23 protein-coding genes and 1 pseudogene are annotated in these 22,509 nt (G+C 73.9%); 16 read left to right on the forward strand and 8 right to left on the reverse strand.

Going from position 1 to position 22,509, the window contains the following annotated elements; genetic code table 11:
• Positions 1-126: 126 nt before the first annotated feature.
• The 5 genes from AB0D28_RS10540 to AB0D28_RS10560 all read left to right on the forward strand — a co-directional run bounded on the left by AB0D28_RS10540 (position 127) and on the right by AB0D28_RS10560 (position 4,041).
• Positions 127-609, forward strand: a complete 483-nt coding sequence (locus AB0D28_RS10540) for an endonuclease VII domain-containing protein (RefSeq protein ID WP_357384347.1) — start codon at positions 127-129, stop codon at positions 607-609.
• Complete coding sequence (gene prcB, locus AB0D28_RS10545) at positions 528-1,367, forward strand: proteasome subunit beta (RefSeq protein ID WP_357384349.1); 840 nt, start codon at positions 528-530, stop codon at positions 1,365-1,367. The genes AB0D28_RS10540 and prcB overlap by 82 nt, the downstream gene beginning before the upstream one ends.
• Positions 1,368-1,422: 55 nt before the next feature.
• Complete coding sequence (gene prcA / locus AB0D28_RS10550) at positions 1,423-2,256, forward strand: proteasome subunit alpha (protein ID WP_357384351.1); 834 nt, start codon at positions 1,423-1,425, stop codon at positions 2,254-2,256.
• Between the two features lie 147 nt (positions 2,257-2,403).
• Positions 2,404-3,762: a Pup--protein ligase gene (pafA, locus tag AB0D28_RS10555; RefSeq protein ID WP_013286109.1), complete on the forward strand. Its 1,359-nt coding sequence runs from the start codon at positions 2,404-2,406 to the stop codon at positions 3,760-3,762.
• Positions 3,763-3,822: 60 nt separating this feature from the next.
• Positions 3,823-4,041 (forward strand): hypothetical protein, encoded by a 219-nt coding sequence (locus AB0D28_RS10560; RefSeq protein WP_357384353.1) that lies wholly within the window; start codon positions 3,823-3,825, stop codon positions 4,039-4,041.
• A 13-nt stretch (positions 4,042-4,054) separates the two neighbouring features.
• Here AB0D28_RS10560 and AB0D28_RS10565 read toward each other — a convergent pair whose 3' ends face one another.
• From AB0D28_RS10565 to AB0D28_RS10580, 4 genes and pseudogenes are all read right to left on the reverse strand, one after another.
• Positions 4,055-4,999, reverse strand: coding sequence for a hypothetical protein (locus AB0D28_RS10565; RefSeq protein WP_357384355.1), 945 nt, complete (start codon positions 4,997-4,999; stop codon positions 4,055-4,057).
• Between the two features lie 254 nt (positions 5,000-5,253).
• Positions 5,254-6,339, reverse strand: coding sequence for a DUF3866 family protein (locus AB0D28_RS10570; RefSeq protein ID WP_357384648.1), 1,086 nt, complete (start codon positions 6,337-6,339; stop codon positions 5,254-5,256).
• 44 nt (positions 6,340-6,383) lie between these two features.
• Complete coding sequence (locus tag AB0D28_RS10575) at positions 6,384-6,758, reverse strand: hypothetical protein (RefSeq protein WP_357384660.1); 375 nt, start codon at positions 6,756-6,758, stop codon at positions 6,384-6,386.
• Between the two features lie 163 nt (positions 6,759-6,921).
• Positions 6,922-7,059, reverse strand: a pseudogene (locus tag AB0D28_RS10580) (cation transporter); the annotation flags it as partial.
• A 104-nt stretch (positions 7,060-7,163) separates the two neighbouring features.
• Here AB0D28_RS10580 and AB0D28_RS10585 point away from each other — a divergent pair.
• From AB0D28_RS10585 to tatC, 5 genes are all read left to right on the forward strand, one after another.
• Complete coding sequence (locus tag AB0D28_RS10585) at positions 7,164-8,162, forward strand: WYL domain-containing protein (protein WP_357384357.1); 999 nt, start codon at positions 7,164-7,166, stop codon at positions 8,160-8,162.
• Positions 8,159-9,166 (forward strand): YafY family protein, encoded by a 1,008-nt coding sequence (locus AB0D28_RS10590; RefSeq protein WP_357384359.1) that lies wholly within the window; start codon positions 8,159-8,161, stop codon positions 9,164-9,166. Before AB0D28_RS10585 ends, AB0D28_RS10590 begins: the two co-directional genes overlap by 4 nt.
• A gap of 10 nt (positions 9,167-9,176) precedes the next feature.
• Positions 9,177-9,425 (forward strand): hypothetical protein, encoded by a 249-nt coding sequence (locus AB0D28_RS10595; protein WP_357384361.1) that lies wholly within the window; start codon positions 9,177-9,179, stop codon positions 9,423-9,425.
• Between the two features lie 219 nt (positions 9,426-9,644).
• On the forward strand, positions 9,645-9,980 hold the full coding sequence (gene tatA, locus AB0D28_RS10600; RefSeq protein WP_357384363.1) for a Sec-independent protein translocase subunit TatA: 336 nt from the start codon (positions 9,645-9,647) through the stop codon (positions 9,978-9,980).
• A 21-nt stretch (positions 9,981-10,001) separates the two neighbouring features.
• On the forward strand, positions 10,002-10,955 hold the full coding sequence (gene tatC, locus AB0D28_RS10605; RefSeq protein WP_357384365.1) for a twin-arginine translocase subunit TatC: 954 nt from the start codon (positions 10,002-10,004) through the stop codon (positions 10,953-10,955).
• A 188-nt stretch (positions 10,956-11,143) separates the two neighbouring features.
• On the opposite strand, the gene AB0D28_RS10610 is transcribed toward tatC, so the two are convergent.
• The gene (locus tag AB0D28_RS10610; protein WP_357384367.1) at positions 11,144-12,028 is read right to left on the reverse strand and encodes an ABC transporter substrate-binding protein; all 885 of its coding nucleotides are present in this window, start codon (positions 12,026-12,028) and stop codon (positions 11,144-11,146) included.
• Between the two features lie 183 nt (positions 12,029-12,211).
• Here AB0D28_RS10610 and AB0D28_RS10615 point away from each other — a divergent pair, with 183 nt between their 5' ends.
• The 3 genes from AB0D28_RS10615 (at position 12,212) to AB0D28_RS10625 (ending at position 14,713) form a co-directional block, all read left to right on the forward strand.
• Positions 12,212-12,910 (forward strand): hypothetical protein, encoded by a 699-nt coding sequence (locus AB0D28_RS10615; protein ID WP_357384369.1) that lies wholly within the window; start codon positions 12,212-12,214, stop codon positions 12,908-12,910.
• Between the two features lie 118 nt (positions 12,911-13,028).
• Positions 13,029-13,679, forward strand: a complete 651-nt coding sequence (locus AB0D28_RS10620) for a fasciclin domain-containing protein (RefSeq protein ID WP_350816953.1) — start codon at positions 13,029-13,031, stop codon at positions 13,677-13,679.
• Between the two features lie 107 nt (positions 13,680-13,786).
• Entirely contained in the window at positions 13,787-14,713 is a 927-nt protein-coding gene (locus AB0D28_RS10625; protein WP_357384371.1) for a diacylglycerol kinase, read from the forward strand.
• Here the strand turns inward: AB0D28_RS10625 and AB0D28_RS10630 are convergent.
• Both AB0D28_RS10630 and AB0D28_RS10635 read right to left on the reverse strand, forming a co-directional pair.
• Positions 14,676-15,623 (reverse strand): EamA family transporter, encoded by a 948-nt coding sequence (locus tag AB0D28_RS10630; RefSeq protein WP_357384373.1) that lies wholly within the window; start codon positions 15,621-15,623, stop codon positions 14,676-14,678. The two genes, AB0D28_RS10625 and AB0D28_RS10630, sit on opposite strands and share 38 nt — an antisense overlap.
• A 56-nt stretch (positions 15,624-15,679) precedes the next feature.
• On the reverse strand, positions 15,680-16,426 hold the full coding sequence (locus AB0D28_RS10635) for an HAD-IA family hydrolase (RefSeq protein ID WP_357384650.1): 747 nt from the start codon (positions 16,424-16,426) through the stop codon (positions 15,680-15,682).
• A gap of 104 nt (positions 16,427-16,530) precedes the next feature.
• Here AB0D28_RS10635 and AB0D28_RS10640 point away from each other — a divergent pair, with 104 nt between their 5' ends.
• Both AB0D28_RS10640 and AB0D28_RS10645 read left to right on the forward strand, forming a co-directional pair.
• Complete coding sequence (locus tag AB0D28_RS10640; RefSeq protein WP_357384375.1) at positions 16,531-19,311, forward strand: DEAD/DEAH box helicase; 2,781 nt, start codon at positions 16,531-16,533, stop codon at positions 19,309-19,311.
• A 168-nt stretch (positions 19,312-19,479) separates the two neighbouring features.
• Positions 19,480-20,367 (forward strand): MHYT domain-containing protein, encoded by an 888-nt coding sequence (locus tag AB0D28_RS10645; RefSeq protein ID WP_357384377.1) that lies wholly within the window; start codon positions 19,480-19,482, stop codon positions 20,365-20,367.
• An 8-nt stretch (positions 20,368-20,375) separates the two neighbouring features.
• Here the strand turns inward: AB0D28_RS10645 and AB0D28_RS10650 are convergent, their stop codons facing one another.
• Positions 20,376-21,299, reverse strand: coding sequence for a 5'-3' exonuclease (locus tag AB0D28_RS10650; protein WP_357384379.1), 924 nt, complete (start codon positions 21,297-21,299; stop codon positions 20,376-20,378).
• 100 nt (positions 21,300-21,399) lie between these two features.
• Here AB0D28_RS10650 and AB0D28_RS10655 point away from each other — a divergent pair, with 100 nt between their 5' ends.
• The gene (locus AB0D28_RS10655) at positions 21,400-22,485 is read left to right on the forward strand and encodes a DUF4037 domain-containing protein (protein WP_357384381.1); all 1,086 of its coding nucleotides are present in this window, start codon (positions 21,400-21,402) and stop codon (positions 22,483-22,485) included.
• Positions 22,486-22,509: the final 24 nt, after the last annotated feature.

The raw sequence follows: 22,509 nt of genomic DNA on the forward strand, positions 1-22,509 counted from the left end.
ACGTCGGCGTTTCACCGTAATCGCCGTCGCCCGGACGGGCTGGCGTTCTACTGCACGACGTGTGCCGCTGCCCGCTCGGAGGCGAGTCGCCGCAGGCGGGGGATCGCCCCGCAGCGAAGGGCTGCCGTGCCGGTGGCGGACGGCCTCAAGTGGTGCCCCGACTGCGAACAGATCAAGCCCGTCGACGACTTCCCGCGGACGACCAACGCCAGCGGCCGGCACAGCTACTGCAAGCCGTGCCACATGGCCCGCGGCAACGGGAGCAAGCAGCGGCTCTACGGCGGCAATCGCGGGTACCACCTGCGTCGCCGTTACGGGGCCGGGGAGAAGGAGTACCAGGAGCTCCTGGCCGAGCAGGGCGGTGTCTGCGCGGTCTGCCGGCGCCCCGATCCGGAACATCTGGACCACGATCATCGCACCGGATGGGTGCGCGGGATACTCTGCTTCAACTGCAACGGTGGTCTTGGTCAGTTCAAGGACAACCCCGACGTCCTGGCCAGGGCGATCACGTACCTGAGAGGAACCACGTGGCAGCGGGTTTTGATCCATCCGGGCGTCTTCCAGATGTGTTCACCAACGCGGGGACGTCCTCCTTCACAGCGTTCCTGAGCAAGGTGGCCCCCGAGATGCTGCCCGGCCGTCGGCCGCTGCCGCCCGGCATGGCCGCCGACATGGCGCCGCACGCGACCACCATCGTGGCCATCGCGGCCGCCGGTGGTGTGGTCATGGCCGGCGACCGGCGGGCCACGATGGGCAACCTGATCGCCCAGCGCGACATCGAGAAGGTGCACCCGGCCGACGCGTACTCGCTTGTGGGCATCGCGGGCACCGCCGGCATCGGCATCGAGCTGATGCGACTGTTCCAGGTGGAGCTGGAGCACTACGAGAAGATCGAGGGCGCGATGCTCTCGCTCGACGGCAAGGCCAACCGGCTCGCCTCGATGATCCGCGGCAACCTGGGCGCGGCCATGCAGGGCCTCGCCGTGATCCCGCTGTTCGCCGGGTTCGACCTGGCCGCGAGCGACCCGGCCCGGGCCGGGCGGATCTTCAGCTTCGACGTGACCGGCGGCCCGTACGAGGAGACCGGCTACGACGCCATCGGCTCCGGCTCGCTGTTCGCCAAGTCCGCGCTGAAGAAGCGGTTCCGGACCGGTCTGTCGGTCGAGGACGCGACGCGGCTGGCGGTCGAGGCGCTGTACGACGCGGCGGACGACGACACCGCCACCGGCGGTCCCGACCTGACCCGGCGGATCTACCCGGTGGTGATGACCGCTACCGCCGAGGGCACCCACCGGCTCACCGACGCCGAGACGGCGGCGATCGCGGAGGCCGTGGTGTCCGGCCGGATGGAGAACCCCGGCGGCTGAGTCCGCTCCGCACCGTCCACCGAGTCAGCAGTCCCGCAGAAGGAGAACCGCCGCCGTGGCCATGCAGTTCTACGCCTCGCCCGAGCAGATCATGCGCGACCGCTCCGAGCTGGCCCGTAAGGGCATCGCCCGGGGCCGCAGCGCGGTGGTCCTGAGCTACGCGGGCGGGGTGCTCTTCGTCGCCGAGAACTTGTCCAGCACGCTGCACAAGGTCAGCGAGATCTACGACCGGATCGGCTTCGCCGCGGTCGGCCGGTACAACGAGTTCGAGAACCTGCGCCGCGCGGGCGTGCGGATGGCCGACCTCAACGGGCTCAGCTACGACCGCCGGGACGTGACCGGCCTGGCGCTGGCGAACGCGTACGCGCAGACGCTGGGCGCGATCTTCACCGAGCAGTCCAAGCCGTTCGAGGTGGAGATCTGCGTGGCCGAGGTGGGCGCCACGCCCGAGGACGACTCCCTCTACCGGGTGACCTACGACGGTTCGGTGAACGACGAGCCGGGCCGGATGGCGATGGGCGGCCAGGCCGAGGCGATCAGCGGGGTGCTGAAGAACGAGCACCGGCCGGAGATGTCGCTGTCGGAGGCGGTCCGCGCCGCGATGAAGGCGCTGAGCAGCGTCGGCGGCGAGGGCGGGGCGGCCCGCACGATCGCCGCGAACCAGCTGGAGGTGGCGGTCCTGGACCGGCGCCGGGTGGGCCGTACGTTCCGGCGGATCACCGGTGCGGCACTCACCGCGCTGCTGGAGGGCGACGCCGAGGCCGACACCGCGCCGGCGCCGGGCCGGGCGAAGACGCCGGCCGCGCCGACGGAGGAGGCGAAGAAGCCGACCACGTCGGCGGGTTCGGCCGATCTGGAGGGCAACGCGGAGGACAAGCCCGCCGAGTGACGTCCGCTTGCGGACCCCGCCACCTCGCCGAGGTGGCGGGGTCTTTCGCGTACGAGGGGCGCCACCGCGCCGATCCGTGCGGGGCAGATCGCAAGCGGCGAACGTCGGCGGTGCCCATCGAGGGCTCCGGGCGGCTAATGTCTCATCATGGAGCGGCGAATCTTCGGCCTCGAAACCGAGTACGGCGTCACCTGCACCTATCGCGGGCAACGCCGACTGTCCCCCGACGAGGTCGCGCGGTACCTGTTCCGGCGGGTGGTGTCGTGGGGCCGGTCGAGCAACGTGTTCCTCCGCAACGGCGCCCGCCTCTATCTCGACGTCGGCTCGCACCCGGAGTACGCGACCCCGGAGTGCGACTCGGTGACCGACCTGGTGGCGCACGACCGGGCCGGTGAACGGATCCTGGAAGGGCTGCTCGTCGACGCGGAGAAGCGGCTGCACGACGAGGGCATCGCGGGCGAGATCTACCTGTTCAAGAACAACACCGACTCGGCCGGCAACTCGTACGGCTGCCACGAGAACTACCTGGTGTCCCGGCACGGCGAGTTCGGCCGGCTGGCCGACGTGCTCATCCCGTTCCTGGTCACCCGGCAGTTGATCTGCGGCGCGGGCAAGGTGCTGCAGACGCCGCGCGGCGCGGTCTACTGCCTGTCGCAGCGGGCCGAGCACATCTGGGAGGGTGTCTCCTCGGCGACCACCCGCAGCCGGCCGATCATCAACACCCGGGACGAGCCGCACGCGGACGCCGAGCGCTACCGGCGGCTGCACGTCATCGTCGGCGACTCGAACATGAACGAGGTCACCACACTGCTGAAGGTCGGCACGGCCGACATCGTGCTGCGGATGATCGAGGCCGGCGTGGTGATGCGCGACCTCACGCTGGAGAACCCGATCCGGGCGATCCGCGAGGTGTCGCACGACATCACCGGCCGGCGCAAGGTCCGGCTGGCCTCCGGCAAGGAGGTCTCGGCGCTGGAGATCCAGCAGGAATACCTGGCCAAGGCGACGGAGTTCGTGGAGCGCCGGGGCGGCGACCAGACCGCGAAGCGGGTGGTCGACCTGTGGGGCCGGGTGCTGCGCGCGGTCGAGACCGGCGACCTGGACCCGGTGGCGCGGGAGATCGACTGGGTCACCAAGCTGAAGCTGATCGAGCGTTACCAGCGCAAGCACGACCTGCCGCTGTCGCACCCGCGGGTGGCACAGATGGATCTGGCCTACCACGACCTGCGACGCGGCCGCGGCCTGTACGGGCTGCTGGAGCGCCGTCGCGAGGTGGACCGGGTGGCGACCGATCCGGAGATCTTCGAGGCGAAGGAGACGCCGCCGCAGACCACCCGGGCGCGGCTGCGCGGCGAGTTCATCCGGCACGCCCAGGAGAAGCGGCGGGACTTCACCGTGGACTGGGTGCACCTGAAGCTGAACGACCAGGCGCAGCGCACGGTGCTGTGCAAGGACCCGTTCCGGGCGTACGACGAGCGGGTGGAGCGCCTGATCGCGAGCATGTGATCGTCACGGGCGGCCGGTGCCCGGCACCGGCCGCCCGTCCACAGGTACGCTGGCGTCGCGATGAACACTTCCGAATCCGCCGGCGGGTCCGGCCGCGAGACGTCCTCGGACCGTGACGGCGCCGAGAAGCTCAACTGGATCGACCGCCGCCGGGAGAAGATCCGCGCCGAGATCGAACGCAACCGTCGTGGCGACTACACGGTCCCGACGTGGGTGCTGGCGGCGGCGCTGGTGCTGATCGTCGGTGGCTGGCTGGCGTTGATCCTGCTGCTCGGCTGAGTTCGGGGGCGGCTCAGTTGTACGGCATCCGGGGGAACCAGCCGAAGCCGAACATCGCCGGGACCCGGATGTCCCAGTAGATGACGGTGAAGACGCCGAGCGCGACGAGCAGCGCTCCGGTGACGGCGGCGGCGCGGCGGGGGTTGGCCATCCAGGAGAGGAAGCGTCCCCGGCTGATCGCCACGACGATGACGAAGATGGCCGTGACGAGCAGGATGTTCCCGAGGGACTGCAACGTGAACGCCAGCGCCCCGTAGAGCGGGTTGCCGGAGTCGACGGCCCAGTGGAACAGCTTGTTGAACAGCGGGTAGGGCCGGCCGACGAGGAACCCGCCGACGAGCGCGCCGATGGTGATCACCCGGGCGATGGGCCGGTGCGCGAAGACGTCCGGCACGAGCTTGAGCGCGGCGACCCCGAGGTAGGTGAGGGCGAGTCCGATGACGCCGAAGACGACCGACGACTGGATGAGGCGTACCGGAATGCCGTCGACCGTCTCGGTGGACAGCTGGGGCAGCCGGTCGCCGAGCAGCACGCCGATGATTCCGTAGCCGGCCGAGACGACGACCATGCCGAGGGCGAGCCAGCCGACCGGGCGCAGCAGGGCGCGCAGCGCGGTCCGGGTGCCGCCGGCGGGGTCGGCGTCCGAGACCTGGCTCATCGGCCCGATCGAGGCCGCCACCGCGATGTTGCAGGCGGTGAAGGTGCCGGCGAAGCCGGAGACGAACGCGAAGAGCAGCCCGGCGGCGGTGCCGGTGAGGGCGGTCTCCTTGGCGTCGTGGCCGAGCACGGTGTTCGCGACGTTGTCGCCGATGACCTTGTCGACCAGCTCGAAGGACCACAGGACGGCCAGCAGCAGGCCGGCTGCCGCGCTGATCAGGGCGAGTCGGAGGGGATGCGGCGGGCGGTGGGTGGAGATCCCGGCGTCGGGGGTCGCGTCCGGGAGCTGTCGCAGGGCCATGGGGTCGCCTCCTAACGGCGGCCAGCCGCGTTTCCCGCCCGGCTGCCTGGCACGGGCGGCGTTGACGGGTGGCCGGAGTCGAGTTCCCGGACAGTATGTGGAGGCCGTTCGGGCCCTGCTCCTTCCAACGTGCTGACTGTTTTCGGCGGCCTGCCCGGCGCCGGGGTTGACAGCACGGGGCGAAGCCGCCGCACGCGCGGGCCGCCGGCCATCTCGTCGCGAACGGCTACCGGGCGAGCTGAGGGCGGTGGGGCTCAGCCGAGCAGACGGGCCGCGTGGCGGCCGGCGGCGGCCGCGGCCAGGAAGTAGGCGTGGTCGGCGTCCAGGCCCCGGCCCATCGTGGACAGGCCGACCGGGCTGGCCCGCAGCGCCGCGTCGAGGCCGTCGGCGGGCACGGTGACGATCGTGTGCCGGCCGGCCAGCGGCGCCAGCGCCGCGGCGACCTCCGCCGCCAGGGCGGGGTCGAGGCCGTCCGGCACCACCAGCTCGGCGCGGGCCAGCGCGACCCGGCCGTACGCGGTCAGGCTGTGGTGGGAGACGCCACGGTGCCGGGACCGGGCGTCGGCGTCGGAGATGCGCAGCGAGCCGACCGGGCGCCCGCCCAGCGTGGCGACGGCGTTGACCGCCTCGCCGACGGCGACGCCGGAGAAGCCCCAGCGGGTGCCGGTGCCGAGGTTCCCGGGCCCCTGGGCGACGATCGTCAGGTCCGCGCCGAGCACGTGCCGGGCGGCGAGCAGGCCGCTGTGCAGGGTGGTGGCCTCCAGGTCGCCGCCGAACGCCTGGCCCACGCTGACCGTGCCGGCGAGGTGCCCGGACAGGCCGGCCAGGGTCCGCGAGAACCAGGCGGGCAGCGCGCCGCCGTCGGTCAGCACGTACGCCACCCGCGCGCCGGGCGCGTCGGCGCGTACCCCGGCGAGGATCGCCGGCAGCGCGGAGTGCAGGTCGGCGGTGACCACCGGCATGCCGTCGACGGTGTCGGCGGCGGCCAGCGTGTCGTGGTGCGGTGAGGCCTCCTCGTCCACGCCGAGCAGGATCGGTTGCAGCGGCGTGTAGCGGGCCTTGACCAGGTGCCCGTCGTCGCGGCTGTCGCCGGCCTGCGGCGGGTCCGGGGGCAGCCGGTCGGGCAGCGCGACGACCAGGGCGTAGCCGCCGGTGCCGAGGCCCATCAGCAGTGCGCCGGCGTTCAGCAGCACCCGGTCGCCGGGTTCGGGCTCGCCGACCAGGGCCGGGTAGGCCAGGGCGCGCATCCGGGCGCCGTCGGGCAGCTCGACGTCGAGTTCGACGGCACCGGTCCACCGCCGCCGTACCGCAGTGACCGTGCCGGACCGCCATCGCACCATGCGGTGCACGGTATCGGCCGGGGTGCGGGCGGGCCGGGGGCGGGTCAGGTGTCGCCGTCGAGCGGGCGGCCTGCCTCGTCCTGGGTGGTGCGGGCGGGCCGGCCGGCCGAGCGGGACCGGGTGGGGTCGAGGAAGACGTACGCGATCTCCGGGAAGTGCCCGGTGAGCCGGCGTTCGGCCTCGTCCGCGGCGGCCTCGATGTCGGCGCCGGTGGCGTCGTCGCGGAAGTCGACCTTGGCGGCGACGAGGATGTCGTCCGGGCCGAGGAACATGGTCATCAGCGTGTCGACCCGGTCCACCGTCGGGACGTCCGCCAGTTCCCGTTCGATGCGCTGGTGCAGCCGGTCGGACACCGAGCGGCCGACCAGCAGCGAGATGTTGCTGCGGGCCAGGATCGCGGCGACCACCAGCAGCAGCACGCCGATGAGGATGGAGGCGACGCCGTCGTACAGCTCGTCGCCGGTCAGGTGCGACAGGGTGAGCCCGCCGGCGGCGATCAGCAGGCCGATCAGCGCGGCGCGTCCTCCAGGAAGACCGCAGCGCCAGGTAGAGCAGCACCTCGGTGGTGGTGTCGGCGAGCGAGTGGGCGGCCTCGGAGAGCATCGCCGCGGAGCCGGAGATCAGGCCCGCTACCAGCTTCGCGACCGCGATGGCGAGGTTCGCCGCGCCGGCCACCACGACCGTGCCGACGCTCTCGGTCTTGACCTCCGGCTCCGCCATGCGCTCACCCTATGACCGGTCGATGTCCGACGCCGGGTGGGAAGACCCCCGCGCCGCGCCGCGCGGGTGCCCGCGCCGGACGCGCGGGCTGCTAGCGTTTGCACGTGTCCCGGACCCGTACCGAACGCCTGGTCAACCTGGTGATCTGCCTGCTGTCGACGCGACGCTTCCTGACCGCCGCGCAGATCGCCGCGACCGTGCCCGGCTACGAGCACGACCCGGACGACGCCAAGGACCACGAGGCGTTCCAGCGCAAGTTCGAGCGCGACAAGGCCGAGCTGCGTGAGCTGGGGGTGCCGCTGGAGACCGGCACGGCGAGCGTCTTCGACGCCGAGCCGGGCTACCGGATCGCGCCGCGCGCGTACGCGTTGCCCGACATTCCGCTCGAACCGGACGAGGCCGCGGCGGTGGGCATCGCGGCCCGGCTGTGGCAGCACGCCGGGCTGGCCGCCGCCGCGTCGTCCGGGCTGGCGAAGCTGCGCGCCGCCGGAATCGACGTGGATCCGCAGGCCACGCTGGGCCTGGAGCCGACGGTCACGGTCGACCCGGCGTTCGCGCCGCTCACCGCCGCCGCGCGGGACCGGCGCGAGGTCAGCTTCGACTACCGCGTGCCGGACCGGGACGCGTCCAGCCGCCGCCGGGTCCAGCCGTGGGGCGTGGTCTGCTGGCGGGGCCGGTGGTATGTCGTGGGCCACGACCTGGACCGCGCGGCGACCCGCTGCTTCCGGCTGTCCCGGGTGGTCGGCACGGTCCGGGCGACCGGCGAGCCGGGCGCCTACGAGCCGCCCGCCGGGGTCGACCTGATCAGCCACGTGGCCCGCTGGTCCGGGCCGGTGGAGCGCACCGGCCGGGCCACCGTGCTGGCCACGCCGGGCCGCGCGGCCGGGCTGCGCCGCTGGGCGGTGGAGTGCCAGGCCGGTCCGGACGGCGACCGGCTGGTGCTGCCGTACGCCGACGCCGACTACCTGGCCGGCCAGATCGTCGGGTACGGCCCGGACGTGCGCGTGCTGGAGCCACCGGAGGTGCGGGAGTCGGTCATCCAGCGGCTCAAGGAGGTGGCCGCCCGCCACGACGAGCTGGCGGTCGCCGGAGGTGCCCGGTGACCCGCCCGGCGGCCCGCGCGGGCCGTGCCTCGGCCGACCGGCTGGCCCGGCTGCTCAACCTGGTGCCCTACCTGCTGGCCCGTCCCGGCATCGAGATCGCCGAGGCGGCGCACGACCTCGGGGTGACCGAGAAGCAGCTCCGGGAGGACCTGGAACTGCTCTGGGTGTGCGGGCTGCCCGGCTACGGCCCCGGTGACCTGATCGACATGGCGTTCGACGGCGACCGGGTGACGATCACCTACGACGCCGGCATCGACCGCCCGCTGCGGCTCACCCCGGACGAGGCCCTGGCCCTGGTGGTGGCGCTGCGGATGATCGCCGAGACGCCCGGCGTGGCCAACCGCGAGGCGGTCGAGCGGGCACTCGCCAAGATCGAGAGCGCCGCCGGTGACCTGGCCGGAGCGCCGGTCGAGGTCCGCCTGCCCGGCGACACCGCCCGGGTACGCGAGCTGCGCGCCGCCGTCGAGCGCGGCCGGGCGCTGCGGATCACCTACTACACGGCGGCCCGGGACGAGACCACCGAGCGCACCATCGACCCGCTGCGGATGCTGATGGTCGGCGGCCGGGCGTACGTGGAGGCGTGGTGCCGCCGGGCCGAGGCGGTGCGGCTGTTCCGGGCCGACCGGATCGACGCGGTGACCGAGCTGCCGGAGCAGGCGGTCGTGCCGCCGCAGGCCCGCCCGCACGACCTCAGCGACGGGGTGTTCCGCCCGTCGGCCGACCTGCCGCTGATCACGCTGCGGATCGGGCGGGGCGAGCGGTGGATCACCGAATACTATCCGTGCGAGCGGGTCGAGGCCGACGGCGAGCAGTGGCTGGTGTCGTTGCGCGTCACCGACCTCGGGTGGGCCCGGCGGTTCGTGCTCGGGCTGGGCCCGGAGGTCACCGTGGTGGCCCCGGCGGAGCTGGCCGACCAGGTACGCGCCCAGGCCGTGGCCGCGCTCGACGCGTACGCCACCCCGGCCGGCAGCGCCGACCCGGCGGCGGTCGGCGGCACCCGATAGGCTGACCGCCGTGGTGATGTGGATCGTGCTCGGGGTCGTGGTGTTCGCGCTGGTCGTACTGGCCCTGGCGATCCGTCCGGTGGTGAGCCGGCTGCCGGGGCTGCGCCGTTCCGCGCTGGCCCTGCAGCGCCGGGCAGCCGAGGCGGAGTCGCTGCGCGACGCCGCCGAGCAGTTGCAGGCGCGGGCCGAGTCGCTCCAGGCGCGGGCGGTGCTCGCCCAGGAGCGGATCGAGCTGATCAAGGCCAAACGCGGCGACTGATCGACGATCGTCGGCCAGTTGAGCGCCGTTTGCGCGCTCCTGGGCGGTTCCGCGCAGAAATGCACGGTGCCGGATGGTTGACGGGACACTCCGGGTTGGCCGAAACTTCACCGATCGGGCCCGCACGAGCAGGCCCGCGGGGGTGGCAAGGCGCTGCTACGCACGTACGATGGGCGACGACCCACCCCTCACTACTACACAGAGCGACTGGAGCTTCCCATGGGTGCCCTCAAGCCGTGGCACATCGCCGTACTCGTGGTCGTGCTGATCCTGCTGTTCGGCGCGAAGCGGCTCCCCGACGCGGCCCGCTCGCTGGGCCGTTCGCTGCGGATCATCAAGGCTGAGACCAAGAGCCTGCACGACGACGGCGATCTCGCCGAGAAGGCCGACGCGCAGGCCGGCTACCAGCCGCTCGCCCCGCAGCAGCCCGTGCAGGGCCAGCCGTACGCCCCGGGCCAGCAGCAGTACGTGCAGGGCCAGCAGCAGTACGTCCAGCAGCCGCAGCAGCCCGTCGCCCCGCCGGCCGACCCGGTGCAGCGCGTCCGCGAGAACTGATCCGAGAGGGCCTCGACCACAGTGGCCTTCGGGTTGAAGAAGCGCGGCCCGAGCGACTTCGCACGGGCCGCCGACGGCTCGATGACGCTCATCGAGCACATCCGCGAGCTGCGTAACCGGCTGTTCCGGGCGTCGCTGGCGATCCTTGTCGGCTTCGGCTTCGGCATCTGGCTGGCCACGCCGGTCCGGGTGTTGCTGTCGAAGCCCTACTGCGACCTGCCGCAGTCGATCGATCCGGAAACCGGCAAGTGCCTGTTCGTGCAGCTCGGCGTCGCCGACGTCTTCCTGCTGAATCTGAAGATCGGTCTCTGGGTGGGCCTGATCATCGCGGCGCCGGTCTGGCTCTACCAGCTCTGGGCGTTCATCGCGCCCGGTCTGCACCGGCACGAGCGGCGGTACGCGTACGTCTTCACCGCCCTGGCGGCCCCGCTGTTCGCGGCCGGCGCGGTGCTGGCGTTCTTCGTCACCACCAAGGGCCTGGAGTTCCTGCTCAACGTCTCCGGCGACGACATCGCGACCAACCTCGAGGTGACCCGCTACATCTCGTTCGTCACGAACCTGATCCTGCTGTTCGGGGTGGCGTTCGAGTTCCCGCTGATCGTGCTGATGCTCAACTTCGTCGGCCTGGCCAGCGCCAAGCGGCTGCTCAGCTGGTGGCGGGTGGCGGTGTTCGTGTTCTTCGCGTTCGCCGCTGTGGTCACGCCGACGCCCGACCCGTTCGGCATGACCGCGCTGGCGATCTGTCTCTGCGCGCTCTACTTCGCCGCGGTGGGGGTGGCGTTCATCAACGACAGGCGGCGCGGTCGCGGGCGTGAGGCCTACGCCGGCATCGCCGACGACGAGGTGTCACCGCTGGACCTGTCGACCGAGCCGGTGCCCGCCGGCGGCCGGATCGAGGCGTCCGACCCGATCGGAGCGCCGGAGCCGGTTGCCGCCCCGAAGCCGATCGAGCGCCGCTACGACGACATGACCTGACCCGACCGTCCCCACGCACCCGGACGCCGTCCCCGCCCCACGGGGACGGCGTCCGCGTCTCGCCCCTCACCGCCCCGCCGAACCCCGGGTCCTGCGTCGATCTTGCACTTGGTGCCCCTCGGGCGACCGATATTCGCGCTTTGCCGGGGCCGAAACTGCAAGATCGCCGGGGCGGGCGGGGCGGGGGGTCAGGTCAGGGGGCGGGCTGCTTTGGGGCTCGCTGGGGGGACCGCTTCGGGGTGCAGGATCGCGGCTATCGTCTCGGCGCCGTCGACCAGGCGGGGGCCGGCGCGCACGATCAGCCCGTCCGCGTCCAGCGCCCACACCTGCGCGTCCGGGAAGTGGCCCGTCACCGCGGCCGCCTGCTCGGCCGCCCCGTCGAGGCGGAACCCGCAGGGCGCGACCAGCACCACCTCTGGGCGGGCGGCCCGCAGCGCCGCCCAGGTGGTCGGCGCGGACCGGGCGCCGCGATGGACCGCCACCGGCTCCCCGCCGGCGACGTCGACCAGGTCGGGGATCCAGTGCCCGGCGCCGAACGGCGGGTCCACCCACTCGACCACGGCGACCCGCGGCCGGGGCCGGCCCGCCACCGCCGCGCCGACCTTCGCGAGCCGGGCCCGCAGACCGTCGACAAGGGCCTCCGCGCGCTCCGGCACCCGGGCCGCCGCGCCCACCGCCCGGATCGACTCCAGCACGTCGTCCAGGGTGTACGGGTTCAGTGACAGCACGTCGGCCCGGCACCCCAGGTGGTCCACCGCGTCGGCGACCCGGCCCGAGGGCAGCGCGCAGACGCGGCACAGGTCCTGGGTGAGGATCAGATCCGGGTCCAGCCCGGCCAGCGCGCCGGCGTGCAGCGTGTAGAGGTCGGCGCCGGCCGCCACCTGCGCCCGGACGTACGCGTCGATGTCGCCGGGGCTCATGCCGCGCGTGTCCCGGCCACCGACGACCACAGTGGTGCCCGACCGGTACGACGCGGGCACCTCGCACTCGAACGTGACACCGACGAGGTCGTCGCCGAGGCCGAGCGCGTACACGATCTCGGTGGCGGAGGGGAGCAGGGAGACCAGCCGCATGCCGTCATCATGCCCGCACGCTCCACGGCGGGTCCGGGCGGACATCGGACCGCCCTCGGGCCTTGCCGGGACGCCGTACCCGCTTAGACTCTGCTGACTCCGCCGAGCCCCCCGGGCGGTGTGCCGGGGTGCGTCGGCGCCCCGTTCCGGTCAGCCCGCCTGACCTGTGCTCCGGAGAACCCGATGAAGAGCCGTACCGCCGCCGTCCTGACCGTCCTCTGCGCGGCCACCGCGCTCACCGCCTGTGGTGACGACGAGCCCGCGCCGAAAGGCCAGCAGGTGCCGGTGACCGCCACCGACACCAGCTGCGAGGTCACCACCACGCTGTTCACCCCGGGCACCGTCACCTTCACCGTGACCAACCGGGGTCAGCAGGCCACCGGCGTCTACGTGTACGGCCGGGAGGGCGACGCCTTCACGAAGGTGATCGCCGAGGTCGCGGACGTGCCGGCCGGCCGCACCGGCGACCTGCGCGCCTCGCTGCAGACCGGCACGTACGAGGTGGCCTGCAAGCCCGGCCGGCAGGGCGACGGCGTCCGGACCAAGATCACTGTCTCCGACGACGGCAACCTGGCCAGCGCCGCCGCCGAGGTGGCCTACGACAGGTCGGTGGCGATCGAGCTGACCGACGACGCGATCAGCGGTGTGGACGCCCTGATCGCCGAGCCCGGTGAGAAGCTCGCGTTCAAGGTGACGAACAAGACCGCCGGGGCCCGGACGCTGTACGTGCTCAACCCCGACGGCAAGCGGGTCGCCGAGATGAAGGCGGAGGCCAACGGCACTGCCGAGACGGTGGTGACGCTCGGCGCGGCGGGGGACTGGTCGCTGAAGGTCAAGGGCGACGGCGTGCCTTCGGTGAGCAAGCGGCTGGTGGTGCGCTGACGCGAGAGGCGTCGATCCGAAGCCGGTCGATCCGGGTGCATCCACCGGGGACGGTCCGGGCGAAGCAATGGTCGTGACGACAGTCACGGACCTGGTCGCTTCGACGAAAGGCTCCCCGATGAACATCGCTCGTCTCGCCGCCCGGCTGGCCGTGGGCGCCACCGCGGCGGCGGTGGCCACCACCGCCGTCGCCGTGCCCGCCCAGGCCGGCGCCAAGCAGCCGGGCACCCGGTCGCTGGCCGCGGTGCTCACCGCCGACAAGAGCGGCTTCGACCGCAACTCGCGGGACTTCGACGTCCTCACCAAGGCGGTCCTGACGGTGCTGCAGGCCAAGCCGGACTCGCCGGTGAAGGTGCTCACCGACGGCACTGTCGCGCTGACCGCGTTCGTGCCGAACGACTACGCGTTCCGGGAGCTGGTCCGGGACATCACCGCCGCGAGGAAGCTGCCCGGCGAGAAGGCCGCCTTCGACGCGGTGGCCGGCCTGGGCGTGGACACCGTGGAGGACGTCCTGCTCTACCACGTCGTGCCCGGCGCGACGATCGACCGGAAGGCGGCGCTGAAGGCCGACGGCGCGGACCTGACCACCGCGCTCGGCGCGACCGTCGAGGTGGACGTGAAGCGCTGCTGGTACGGCCGCGAGGTGCGGCTGGTCGACGCCGACACCAGCGACCGCAACGCCAAGGTGGTGCGGTACGACATCAACAAGGGCAACAAGCAGATCGCGCACGCGGTGGACCGGGTGCTGCGCCCGATCGACCTGCCCTGAACCACCCCCGCCACGGCGCCCGGCACCCCCTGCCGGGCGCCGTCGGCGTGTGCCGCCCGTTCGCGGCGTGACCTGGCTCTGGTGGGCGGCGCGAGCCGTGCCGTACGGTGCTCGCCGTGACCGCGCACGACCATGTCCCGCCCGGCCCCGTCGCCGTGCTCGCCAACCCGACCGCCGGCCGGGGGCGGCACCGCGGTCTGCTGCCCGGGATCCTGGAGCGCCTCGCCCGAGCGGGCCGCCCGGTCGAGCTGCTGCGCGCGCGTACCGCCGAGGAGGCGGAGGCGGCGTGCCACGCCGCTGTCGCCGGCGGCGCCGGGGCGCTCGTCGCGGTGGGCGGCGACGGCACCGTGCACCGGGCGATGCAGGCGGTCGCCGGCACGGCGGTGCCGTTCGGGCCGGTCCCGGCGGGCACCGGCAACGACTTCGCGGTGGAGACCGGTTTCCCGGCCGACCCGGCCGCCGCGGTCGAGGTGATCACCGAGGCGCTCGCCGCCGGCCGGTCCCGCCCGGTCGACCTGGCGCGGCTGTCCCGGCCCGGCGCCGCCGACCGCTGGTTCGGCGCGGTGCTCGCGGCCGGCTTCGACGCGATCGTCAACGAACGCGCCAACCGGATGCGCTGGCCGCGCGGACCCCGCCGGTACGACCTGGCGATAGTGGTGGAGCTGGCCCGGCTGCGGCCACGCCGCTACCGGCTGGTCCTCGACGGGGTGGCGCAGGAGGTGGACGCCGTGCTGATCGCTGTGGGCAACACGGCCAGCTACGGCGGCGGAATGCGGATCTGCCCGGACGCCGACCCGCACGACGGCCTGCTGGACGTGGTGGTCGGCGGCCGCTTCGACAGGCGCACGCTGATGCGGGTCAAGCCGCAGATCTACCGGGGCACCCATGTCACGCATCCGCTGGCGCGCGTCTACCGGGCGCGGACGGTGGAGCTGGCCGCCGACGGCATCACCACGTACGCCGACGGGGAGCGCGCCTTCGACCTGCCGGTGACCGTCAGCGCCGTGCCGGCCGCGCTGCGGCTGCTGCGCTGACCGCCGGGTCCGGCGAGGTGACCGGGTCCGGCGGCGCGGCTGGTGGTGGGGCGGCGGCGCGGACCGCGCCGGCGCTCGCGGCGACCACGAGCGCGATGGCGAGCACCTCGACCGGGTGCAGCGCCTGGCCGAGCACCAGCCAGCCGGCCACCGCGGCGATCGCCGGTCCGAGGCTCATCATGACCGCGAACGTCGCCGTGGGCAGCCGCCGCAGCGCCGCCAGTTCCAGGCTGTACGGCAGCACCGAGGCGAGCAGCGCCAGCGCGGTCCCGAGCCCCAGCACCGCCGGGTCGGCGAGCCGCCCGCCCGCGTCGGCCAGCCCGAACGGCAGCGTGAGCAGGGCGGCGAAGGTCAGCGCGAGGGCCAGCCCGTCGGCGCCGGGGAACCGCGCGCCGATCCGCGCCGAGCAGACGATGTACGCGGCCCACATGGCACCCGCCGTCAGCGCCAGCACCGCGCCGGCCGGGTCGAGCCGGTCGAACCCGCCCTGCCCGAGCAGCGCCACCCCGCCCAGCGCCAGCGCGGCCCAGAACCAGGCCGCCGCCCGGCGCGCCCCGAACACGGACAGCGCCAGCGGGCCGAGCACTTCGAGGGTGACGGCCGGACCGAGCGGGATCCGTTCGATCGCCTGGTAGAAGATCGAGTTCATGCCGGCCAGGGCCAGCCCGAACGCGACCACGGCGGCCCAGTCGCGGCGTCCGTACCCGCGTAGTCGTGGGCGGCACACCACGAGCATCACCAGCGCGCCGATGGCCAGCCGCAGCGTCACCGCCCCGGCCACTCCGGTACGCGGGAACAGCAGCGCGGCCAGCGCGGAGCCGAACTGCACCGACAGCGCCCCGCCGAGCACCAGCGCGACCCCGCCGAGCCGCCCCGGCGCGCGCGACGGCAAGGGGAGGGCACCGGACATGTCCCTGACGGTAGCCGGTCCGCCGCGATGCCCTTCCGCCGCCGGTGGGTCGGCGCTCAGCCGGCTCCGGCCAGGTCGAGCACCGAGCCGAGCCCGTTCGGGCGGCCCGCGTCGGCGCAGGGCAGCACCAGCACCCCGCACCCGGCCGCCACCGCGCCCGCGTCGGCCGGTGTGTCGCCCACCATGAGCGTGCGCTCCGGGTCGACGCCGAGCATCCCGCAGGCGCGCAGGAAGATGCCCGGGTCCGGCTTGCAGCGCCCCACCTCGTACGACAGCGCGTACGCGTCGACGAGCGCGTCGAGATCCCAGGCGGCGAAGAGCGGCCGCAGGTCGAAACCGATGTTGCTGACCACCGCCACCTTCACCCCGGCGGACCGAAGGGCGCCGAGCACCGGTGCGGTGTCCGGGTACGGCACCCAGCCCTCGGGCACCAGCACCCGCTCGTAGAGCGCGTCGGCGAACCCGTCGATGCCGGTGTCCACGGTCTCGGCCAGCCCGGTGTACGCGCCCCGGTGGGCGTGCGGGTAGAGATCGCGGTCGGCCCACAGCTCGGCCAGCCGGGGCGGCACCCGGGCCGGCAGCGGGCCGCCCGCGCGCCCGGCGGTGAGCAGCCGGTCGGCGAGCGAGGTGGCCCGGATCCGGTCCAGCTCGACCCCGCAGGCGGACGCTGCGGCGAGCACCCAGGCCAGCGGCTCCTCGACCTGGGCGAGGGTGCCGTGGAAGTCGAAGAGCACCGCCTCCACGGGCCGGCGGGACGGGCTCGCGCGGACGGCGTCGTCGGCGCCGCTCGAGACGTGGGGCAGTTCGGTACGGTCCGGCACGTCGTGCACCCTACCTACCCGCTCTGACCGTCCTGCCGGACGGCCTTGACCGGTACTCGTCGGCCGTACCGATTAATCTTGGTGCCATGTCGAGCCCCGCCGAGCGGTACGCCGCGGCGCGCCGCCGGGCCGCGCAGGCCTCCGCCTTCCCGGCCCTGGACGAATTCTCCCTGGATCTCGGGTTCGATCTCGACGACTTCCAGCGCGAGGCGTGCGAGGCGCTGGAGCGGGGCAGCGGCGTGCTGGTCTGCGCGCCCACCGGAGCCGGCAAGACGGTGGTGGGCGAGTTCGCGGTGCACCTGGCGCTGCGCGGCCGGCCCGGCGGCGACGCGCCCGCGACGCGGCGCAAGTGCTTCTACACCACGCCGATCAAGGCGCTGTCCAACCAGAAGTACCACGACCTGGTGGACCGCTACGGCGCCGAGCACGTCGGCCTGCTCACCGGCGACAACGCGATAAACGGCGACGCGCCGGTGGTGGTGATGACCACCGAGGTGCTGCGCAACATGCTCTACGCCGGCTCGGCGACGCTCGAAGGCCTGGCGTACGTGGTGATGGACGAGGTCCACTACCTGGCCGACCGGTTCCGCGGCGGGGTCTGGGAAGAGGTGATCATCCACCTGCCCGAGTCGGTCACGCTGGTGTCGCTGTCGGCCACCGTCTCCAACGCCGAGGAGTTCGCCGACTGGCTGGTCACCGTGCGCGGCGAGACCGCGGTGGTGGTCTCCGAGCACCGCCCGGTGCCGCTGTGGCAGCACATGCTCGTCGGCAAGCGGATGTTCGACCTGTTCCACGACGCCGACGCGGCCCGCAAGCACGACGTGCACCCCGAGCTGCTGCGCTACACCCGCGACACGATGCGCCGCCTGGAGCTGGGCGAGGGCCGCAGCGCCGGCCCCGGCGGCGGGCGGCGCGGCCCGCGCTGGCGCGGCCCGATGCGCCCGGACATCGTCGACCGGCTCGACCGGGAGGGGCTGCTGCCGGCCATCCTGTTCATCTTCAGCCGGGCCGGCTGCGACGCCGCCGTGCAGCAGTGCCTCGCGGCCGGGCTGCGCCTGACCTCCCCGGAGGAGCGGGCCGAGATCCGCCGCGTGGTGGAGTCCCGGGTCACCGCCATCCCGGGCGAGGACCTGTCCGTGCTCGGCTACTGGGAGTGGCTGGACGGGCTGGAGCGCGGCCTGGCCGCGCACCACGCCGGCATGCTCCCGGCGTTCAAGGAGGTGGTCGAGGAGCTGTTCGTCCGTGGGCTGGTCAAGGCCGTCTTCGCCACCGAGACGCTCGCGCTGGGCATCAACATGCCGGCCCGCTGCGTGGTGCTGGAACGCCTGGTCAAGTTCAACGGCGAGGCACACGTCGACCTCACCCCCGGGGAGTACACGCAGCTCACCGGCCGGGCCGGGCGCCGGGGCATCGACGTGGAGGGCCACGCCGTGGTGGTCTGGTCACCGGAGACCGACCCCCGGCACGTCGCCGGGCTCGCGTCCACCCGCACCTACCCGCTGCGCTCCAGCTTCCGGCCCTCGTACAACATGGCAGTCAACCTGGTCGGCAGCGTCGGCGCGGCGCCGGCCCGGGAGCTGCTGGAGTCCTCGTTCGCGCAGTTCCAGGCCGACCGGTCGGTGGTCGGCCTGGCCCGGCAGGTGCAGCGCAACACCGAGACGATCGAGGCGTACGGCGCGGAGGCCGCCTGCCACCACGGCGACTTCGACGAGTACTTCGCGCTGCGGGTGGCGATCGCCGACCGGGAACGGGCCATCGCCCGGCAGGGGCAGAGCCAGCGCAAGGCGGCGGCCGTCGCCTCGCTGGAGCGGCTGCGGGTCGGTGACGTGATCCGGGTGCCGTCCGGGCGGCGGGCCGGCCTGGCGGTGGTGCTGGACCCGGCCACCGGCGGGTTCGGCGAGCCCCGGCCGCTGGTCCTCACCCAGGACCGCTGGGCCGGGCGGGTCACCCCCGGCGACTTCACCACCCCGGCCGAGGTCCTCACCCGCATCCGGGTGCCGAAGCACTTCAACCACCGCTCGCCCGCGGCCCGGCGGGACCTGGCCGCGGCGGTCAGCGGCACCGGCCTGGACCGGCACGGCGGGCGGCGGGGCGGCCGGTCCCGTCAGGCGGTGGGGGAGGACCACCGGCTCAGCCAGCTCCGCGTCGAGCTGCGCGCGCACCCGTGCCACGCCTGCCCGGACCGGGAGGAGCACGCCCGCTGGGCGGAGCGGCGGCGCCGGCTGGAACGCGACACCGAGGAGCTGCGCCAGCGGGTGTCCGGGCGGACCGGCTCGCTGGCCCGTACCTTCGACCGGATCGTCGCGTTGCTCACCGCGCGCGGCTACCTGGCCGCCGACGGCGAGGTCACCGACGCCGGGCGGATGCTGGCCCGGATCTGGACGGAGGCCGACCTGCTGGTGGCCGAGTGCCTGCGCCGCCGGGTGTGGGACGGCCTGTCCCCGGCCGAGCTGGCCGCCGCCGTGTCCGTGGTGGTGTTCGAGGCCCGGCGCGACGTCGACGAGCGGGCGTCGCTGCCGCGCGGCGCGGTGGCCGACGCGGTCGACGAGACGCTGAAGCTGTGGGGTGACATCGAGGCGGACGAGGCGGCGCGCGGCCTGGCCGTGACCCGGGAGCCGGATCTCGGCTTCGCCTGGCCGATCTACCGGTGGGCGCGGGGCGAGGCGCTGGCGAAGGTGCTGGCCAGCGGCCACCAGATCGACGGGGAGATGCCGGCGGGGGACTTCGTCCGCTGGGCGCGCCAGGTGGTCGACCTGCTCGGCCAGCTCGCCGACTCGGGTGGCGCCTCGGCCGAGCTGCGCGGCACCGCCCGGCAGGCCATCGCGGCGGTCAACCGGGGCGTGCTGGCCTACCACGCCTCGGCCTAACGATCACTTTCGGTCACCGGTTGCCGGAAACCGACGCACCGCTGCGTCACCGCGTCGCCACCACGCGAATTGTCGGGGGGTCGACGTGCGCCCTGACCAGGTACTGCCCGATCATTGCCCGGGAGCGCCGTGGCTTCGCGCTCGTGGGCGGATGTGAGGGAAGGGCTCGTGGGCGAGATCAATCACTTCGAGTACGGGTGGATCACACCCGCGCTCAGCTACGCGTTGTCGGTGCTCGGTTCGGCGCTCGGGCTGGTCTGCGCCGGGCGGATCCGGACCGCCACCAGCGGCGGCCAGCGCGTCTGGTGGGGCCTGCTCGCCGCGTGGGCGCTGGGTGGCACCGCCATCTGGGCCATGCACTTCATGGCGATGCTCGGGTTCGCCGTCGGCGGCACCCGGATCCGCTACGACGTGCCGCTGACGGCCGCCAGCACGGCGATCGCGGTGGGCGCGGTCGGCATCGGGCTGTGGATCGTGGGCACTGGCCGGCTCGCCGCGCCCCGGCTGCTGGCCGGCGGCTTCTTCACCGGCACCGGGGTGGCCGCCATGCACTACACCGGCATGGCCGCGATGCGCCTGGACGGCTCGTTCGGCTACGACCCGCTGCGGGTGACGTTGTCCGTGGTCATCGCGATCGTGGCCGCCACCGTGGCGCTCTGGCTGGCGATGACCGTGCGGCGGGCGCTCGCCATCGGCGCCTCGGCGCTGGTCATGGGCATCGCTGTCAACGGCATGCACTTCACCGGCATGAGCGCCCTGTCGGTGCACCTGCACGAGAGCCGCGGCCCGGCCTCCGGCACCGAGGTGAGCGGCCTGCTGGTGCCGATCGTGCTGGCGGTGGTCTTCGGTGTGGTCGGGCTGGTCTACGCGCTGCTCGCCGCGCCGTCGGACGACGACCGCGCCGGTCTGGCGTACGTCAGCTCGCGGCTCGGCGAGGAGCCGCGGACCGCCCCGGCCGAACCGGCGCCGGACCCGGTCGGCCTGCGCGCCCGCTCGACGCTGGCGCAGCCCGGCGCCCAGTTCCCGACCCGCCGGAACACCGACCGCCCTTCGTGATCAACTGATCACTGTCGGTCGCCCGCTAGTGCGTCCACCAGGCGGCGGCACGAGCCGGACAGGTTCCAGCGCTGGGCCAGCTCCAGCAGCCGGTCCGGGTCGGCGGGGGCCGTCGGCAGCGTCGGGTCCAGCTCGGGCAGCGGCACGTCGGTGGCGACCCGGACCACCTTCGGCGCCACGGCCAGGTAGTCACGGGCGGCGTCGAGCTTGGCCCGCAGGCCGGGGGCGAAACCGGAGCGCGGGTCGTCGAGCGCGGCCAGGATGCCGTCCAGCCCGCCGTAGCGGTCGATCAGCCGGGCCGCGGTCTTCTCGCCGACCCCGGCCACACCCGGCAGCCCGTCGCTGGGGTCGCCGCGCAGCGCCGCGAAGTCGGCGTACCGGTCGGCCGGCACGCCGTAGCGGGTGCGGACCGCCGCGTCGTCGCAGTCGTCCAGCTTGGCCACGCCCCGGCCCACGTAGAGCAGGCGCACCGGATGCGCGTCGTCGACGAGCTGGAACAGGTCGCGGTCGCCGGAGACCACCTCGACCGGGCCCGGCTGGGTCACCGCGAGCGTGCCGAGCACGTCGTCGGCCTCGTAGCCGGTCGCGCCCACGACCGGGATGCCGAGCGCGTCCAGCACCTCCAGGATCATCGGCACCTGCGGGGACAGCGTGTCCGGCACGACCTCGCCACCCTCGGGCGCGACCCGGTGCGCCTTGTACGACGGCAGCAGCTCCACCCGCCACGCCGGGCGCCAGTCGTGGTCCATCGCGCAGATCATCCGGTCGGGCCGGCGGGTGCGCACGAGCTGGGCGAGCATGTCGAGGAAGCCGCGTACGGCGTTCACCGGCTGGCCGTCGCCGGTCCTGGCGGCCGACTCGGGGATGCCGAAGTAGGCGCGGAAGTAGAGGCTGGGGGAGTCGATCAGGAGGATCGGCTGTCGGTGTGCCACGCCGGCAAGCCTTCCACAGCCCTGTGACGAGATGGGGGAGGCGACCGCCGGGCGGGGAAACCCGGGGGCGCGCGGGGCCCGCGCTGCGCAGACTGGCGGGGTGAGCTTCGTACCCGGCCTGACCCTGGCCCGCCGGTTCCACGACGAGGTGGTGGGTCCGCTGCTGGCGCGGCGGCTGCCCGGCCTGCCGTACTCCGCCGGCCTGCTCGACGGCGGTTCCGAGCTGCTCGGCCTCGACACGCCGCGCTCGACCGACCACGACTGGGGCCCGCGTACCCAGGTCTTCGTGGCGGATGCGCACGACGTGGCACAGGTACGGGCGGTGCTCGACGCGGAGTTGCCGGCGCGGTTCCTCGGCTGGCCGACCCGGTACGCCGGCGGGCCGGAAACGCGGCTCGGCACGGTCCACGCCGACGGCGCCCGGCACGGCGTGAGCGTGGACGAGCTGGGCGGATGGCTGCGGGAGCGGCTGGGCACCGACCCGCTCGCCGGACTGACGACCGCCGACTGGCTGGCGACACCGACGCAGCGGCTGGCGGAGCTGACCGGGGGAGCGGTGTTCCACGACGGGCTCGACGGCGCGCTCACCGCCGTCCGGGCCCGGCTCACCTGGTATCCGGACGACGTGTGGCGGCACGTGCTGGCGTCCGGCTGGCAGCGGGTCGCGCAGGCCGAGCACCTGGCCGGCCGGTGTGCCGAGGTCGGCGACGACCTGGGCAGCCGGGTCGTGGTCGCCGGACTGGCCCGGGATCTGATGCGCCTCGGCCTGCTGTTGCACCGGCGCTGGCCGCCGTACGCGAAATGGCTCGGCACGGTGTTCGCGGCGCTGCCGGCCGCGACGCCGGTCGTGGACGGGCTCGGCGCCGCGCTCGGCCCGGGTGACTGGGCGGCCCGGGAGCCCGGCCTGGTGGGGGCGCTGGAGACGGTGGCCGGCTGGACCAACGACGCCGCGCTGGCGCCGCCGGTGGACCCGGCCGCCCGGCCGTTCCACGACCGGCCGTTCCTGGTGCTGCACGCCGGCCGGTTCGTCGAGGCGCTGCGCGCCGCGATCACCGACCCGCAGCTGCGCGACCGGCCGCCGGTGGGGGCGGTGGACCAGTACGTGGACAATGTGGACGTGCTCACCCGCCCGGACCGGGCGCGCCGGGTGGCCGCTGCGGTTGTCCGCCCGCCGGTCGGGGCCTAGAATCCGATTCGGGTCGCATCGATC

Source organism: Micromonospora sp. NPDC048169 (assembly GCF_040652815.1).
Taxonomy (GTDB): domain Bacteria; phylum Actinomycetota; class Actinomycetes; order Mycobacteriales; family Micromonosporaceae; genus Micromonospora.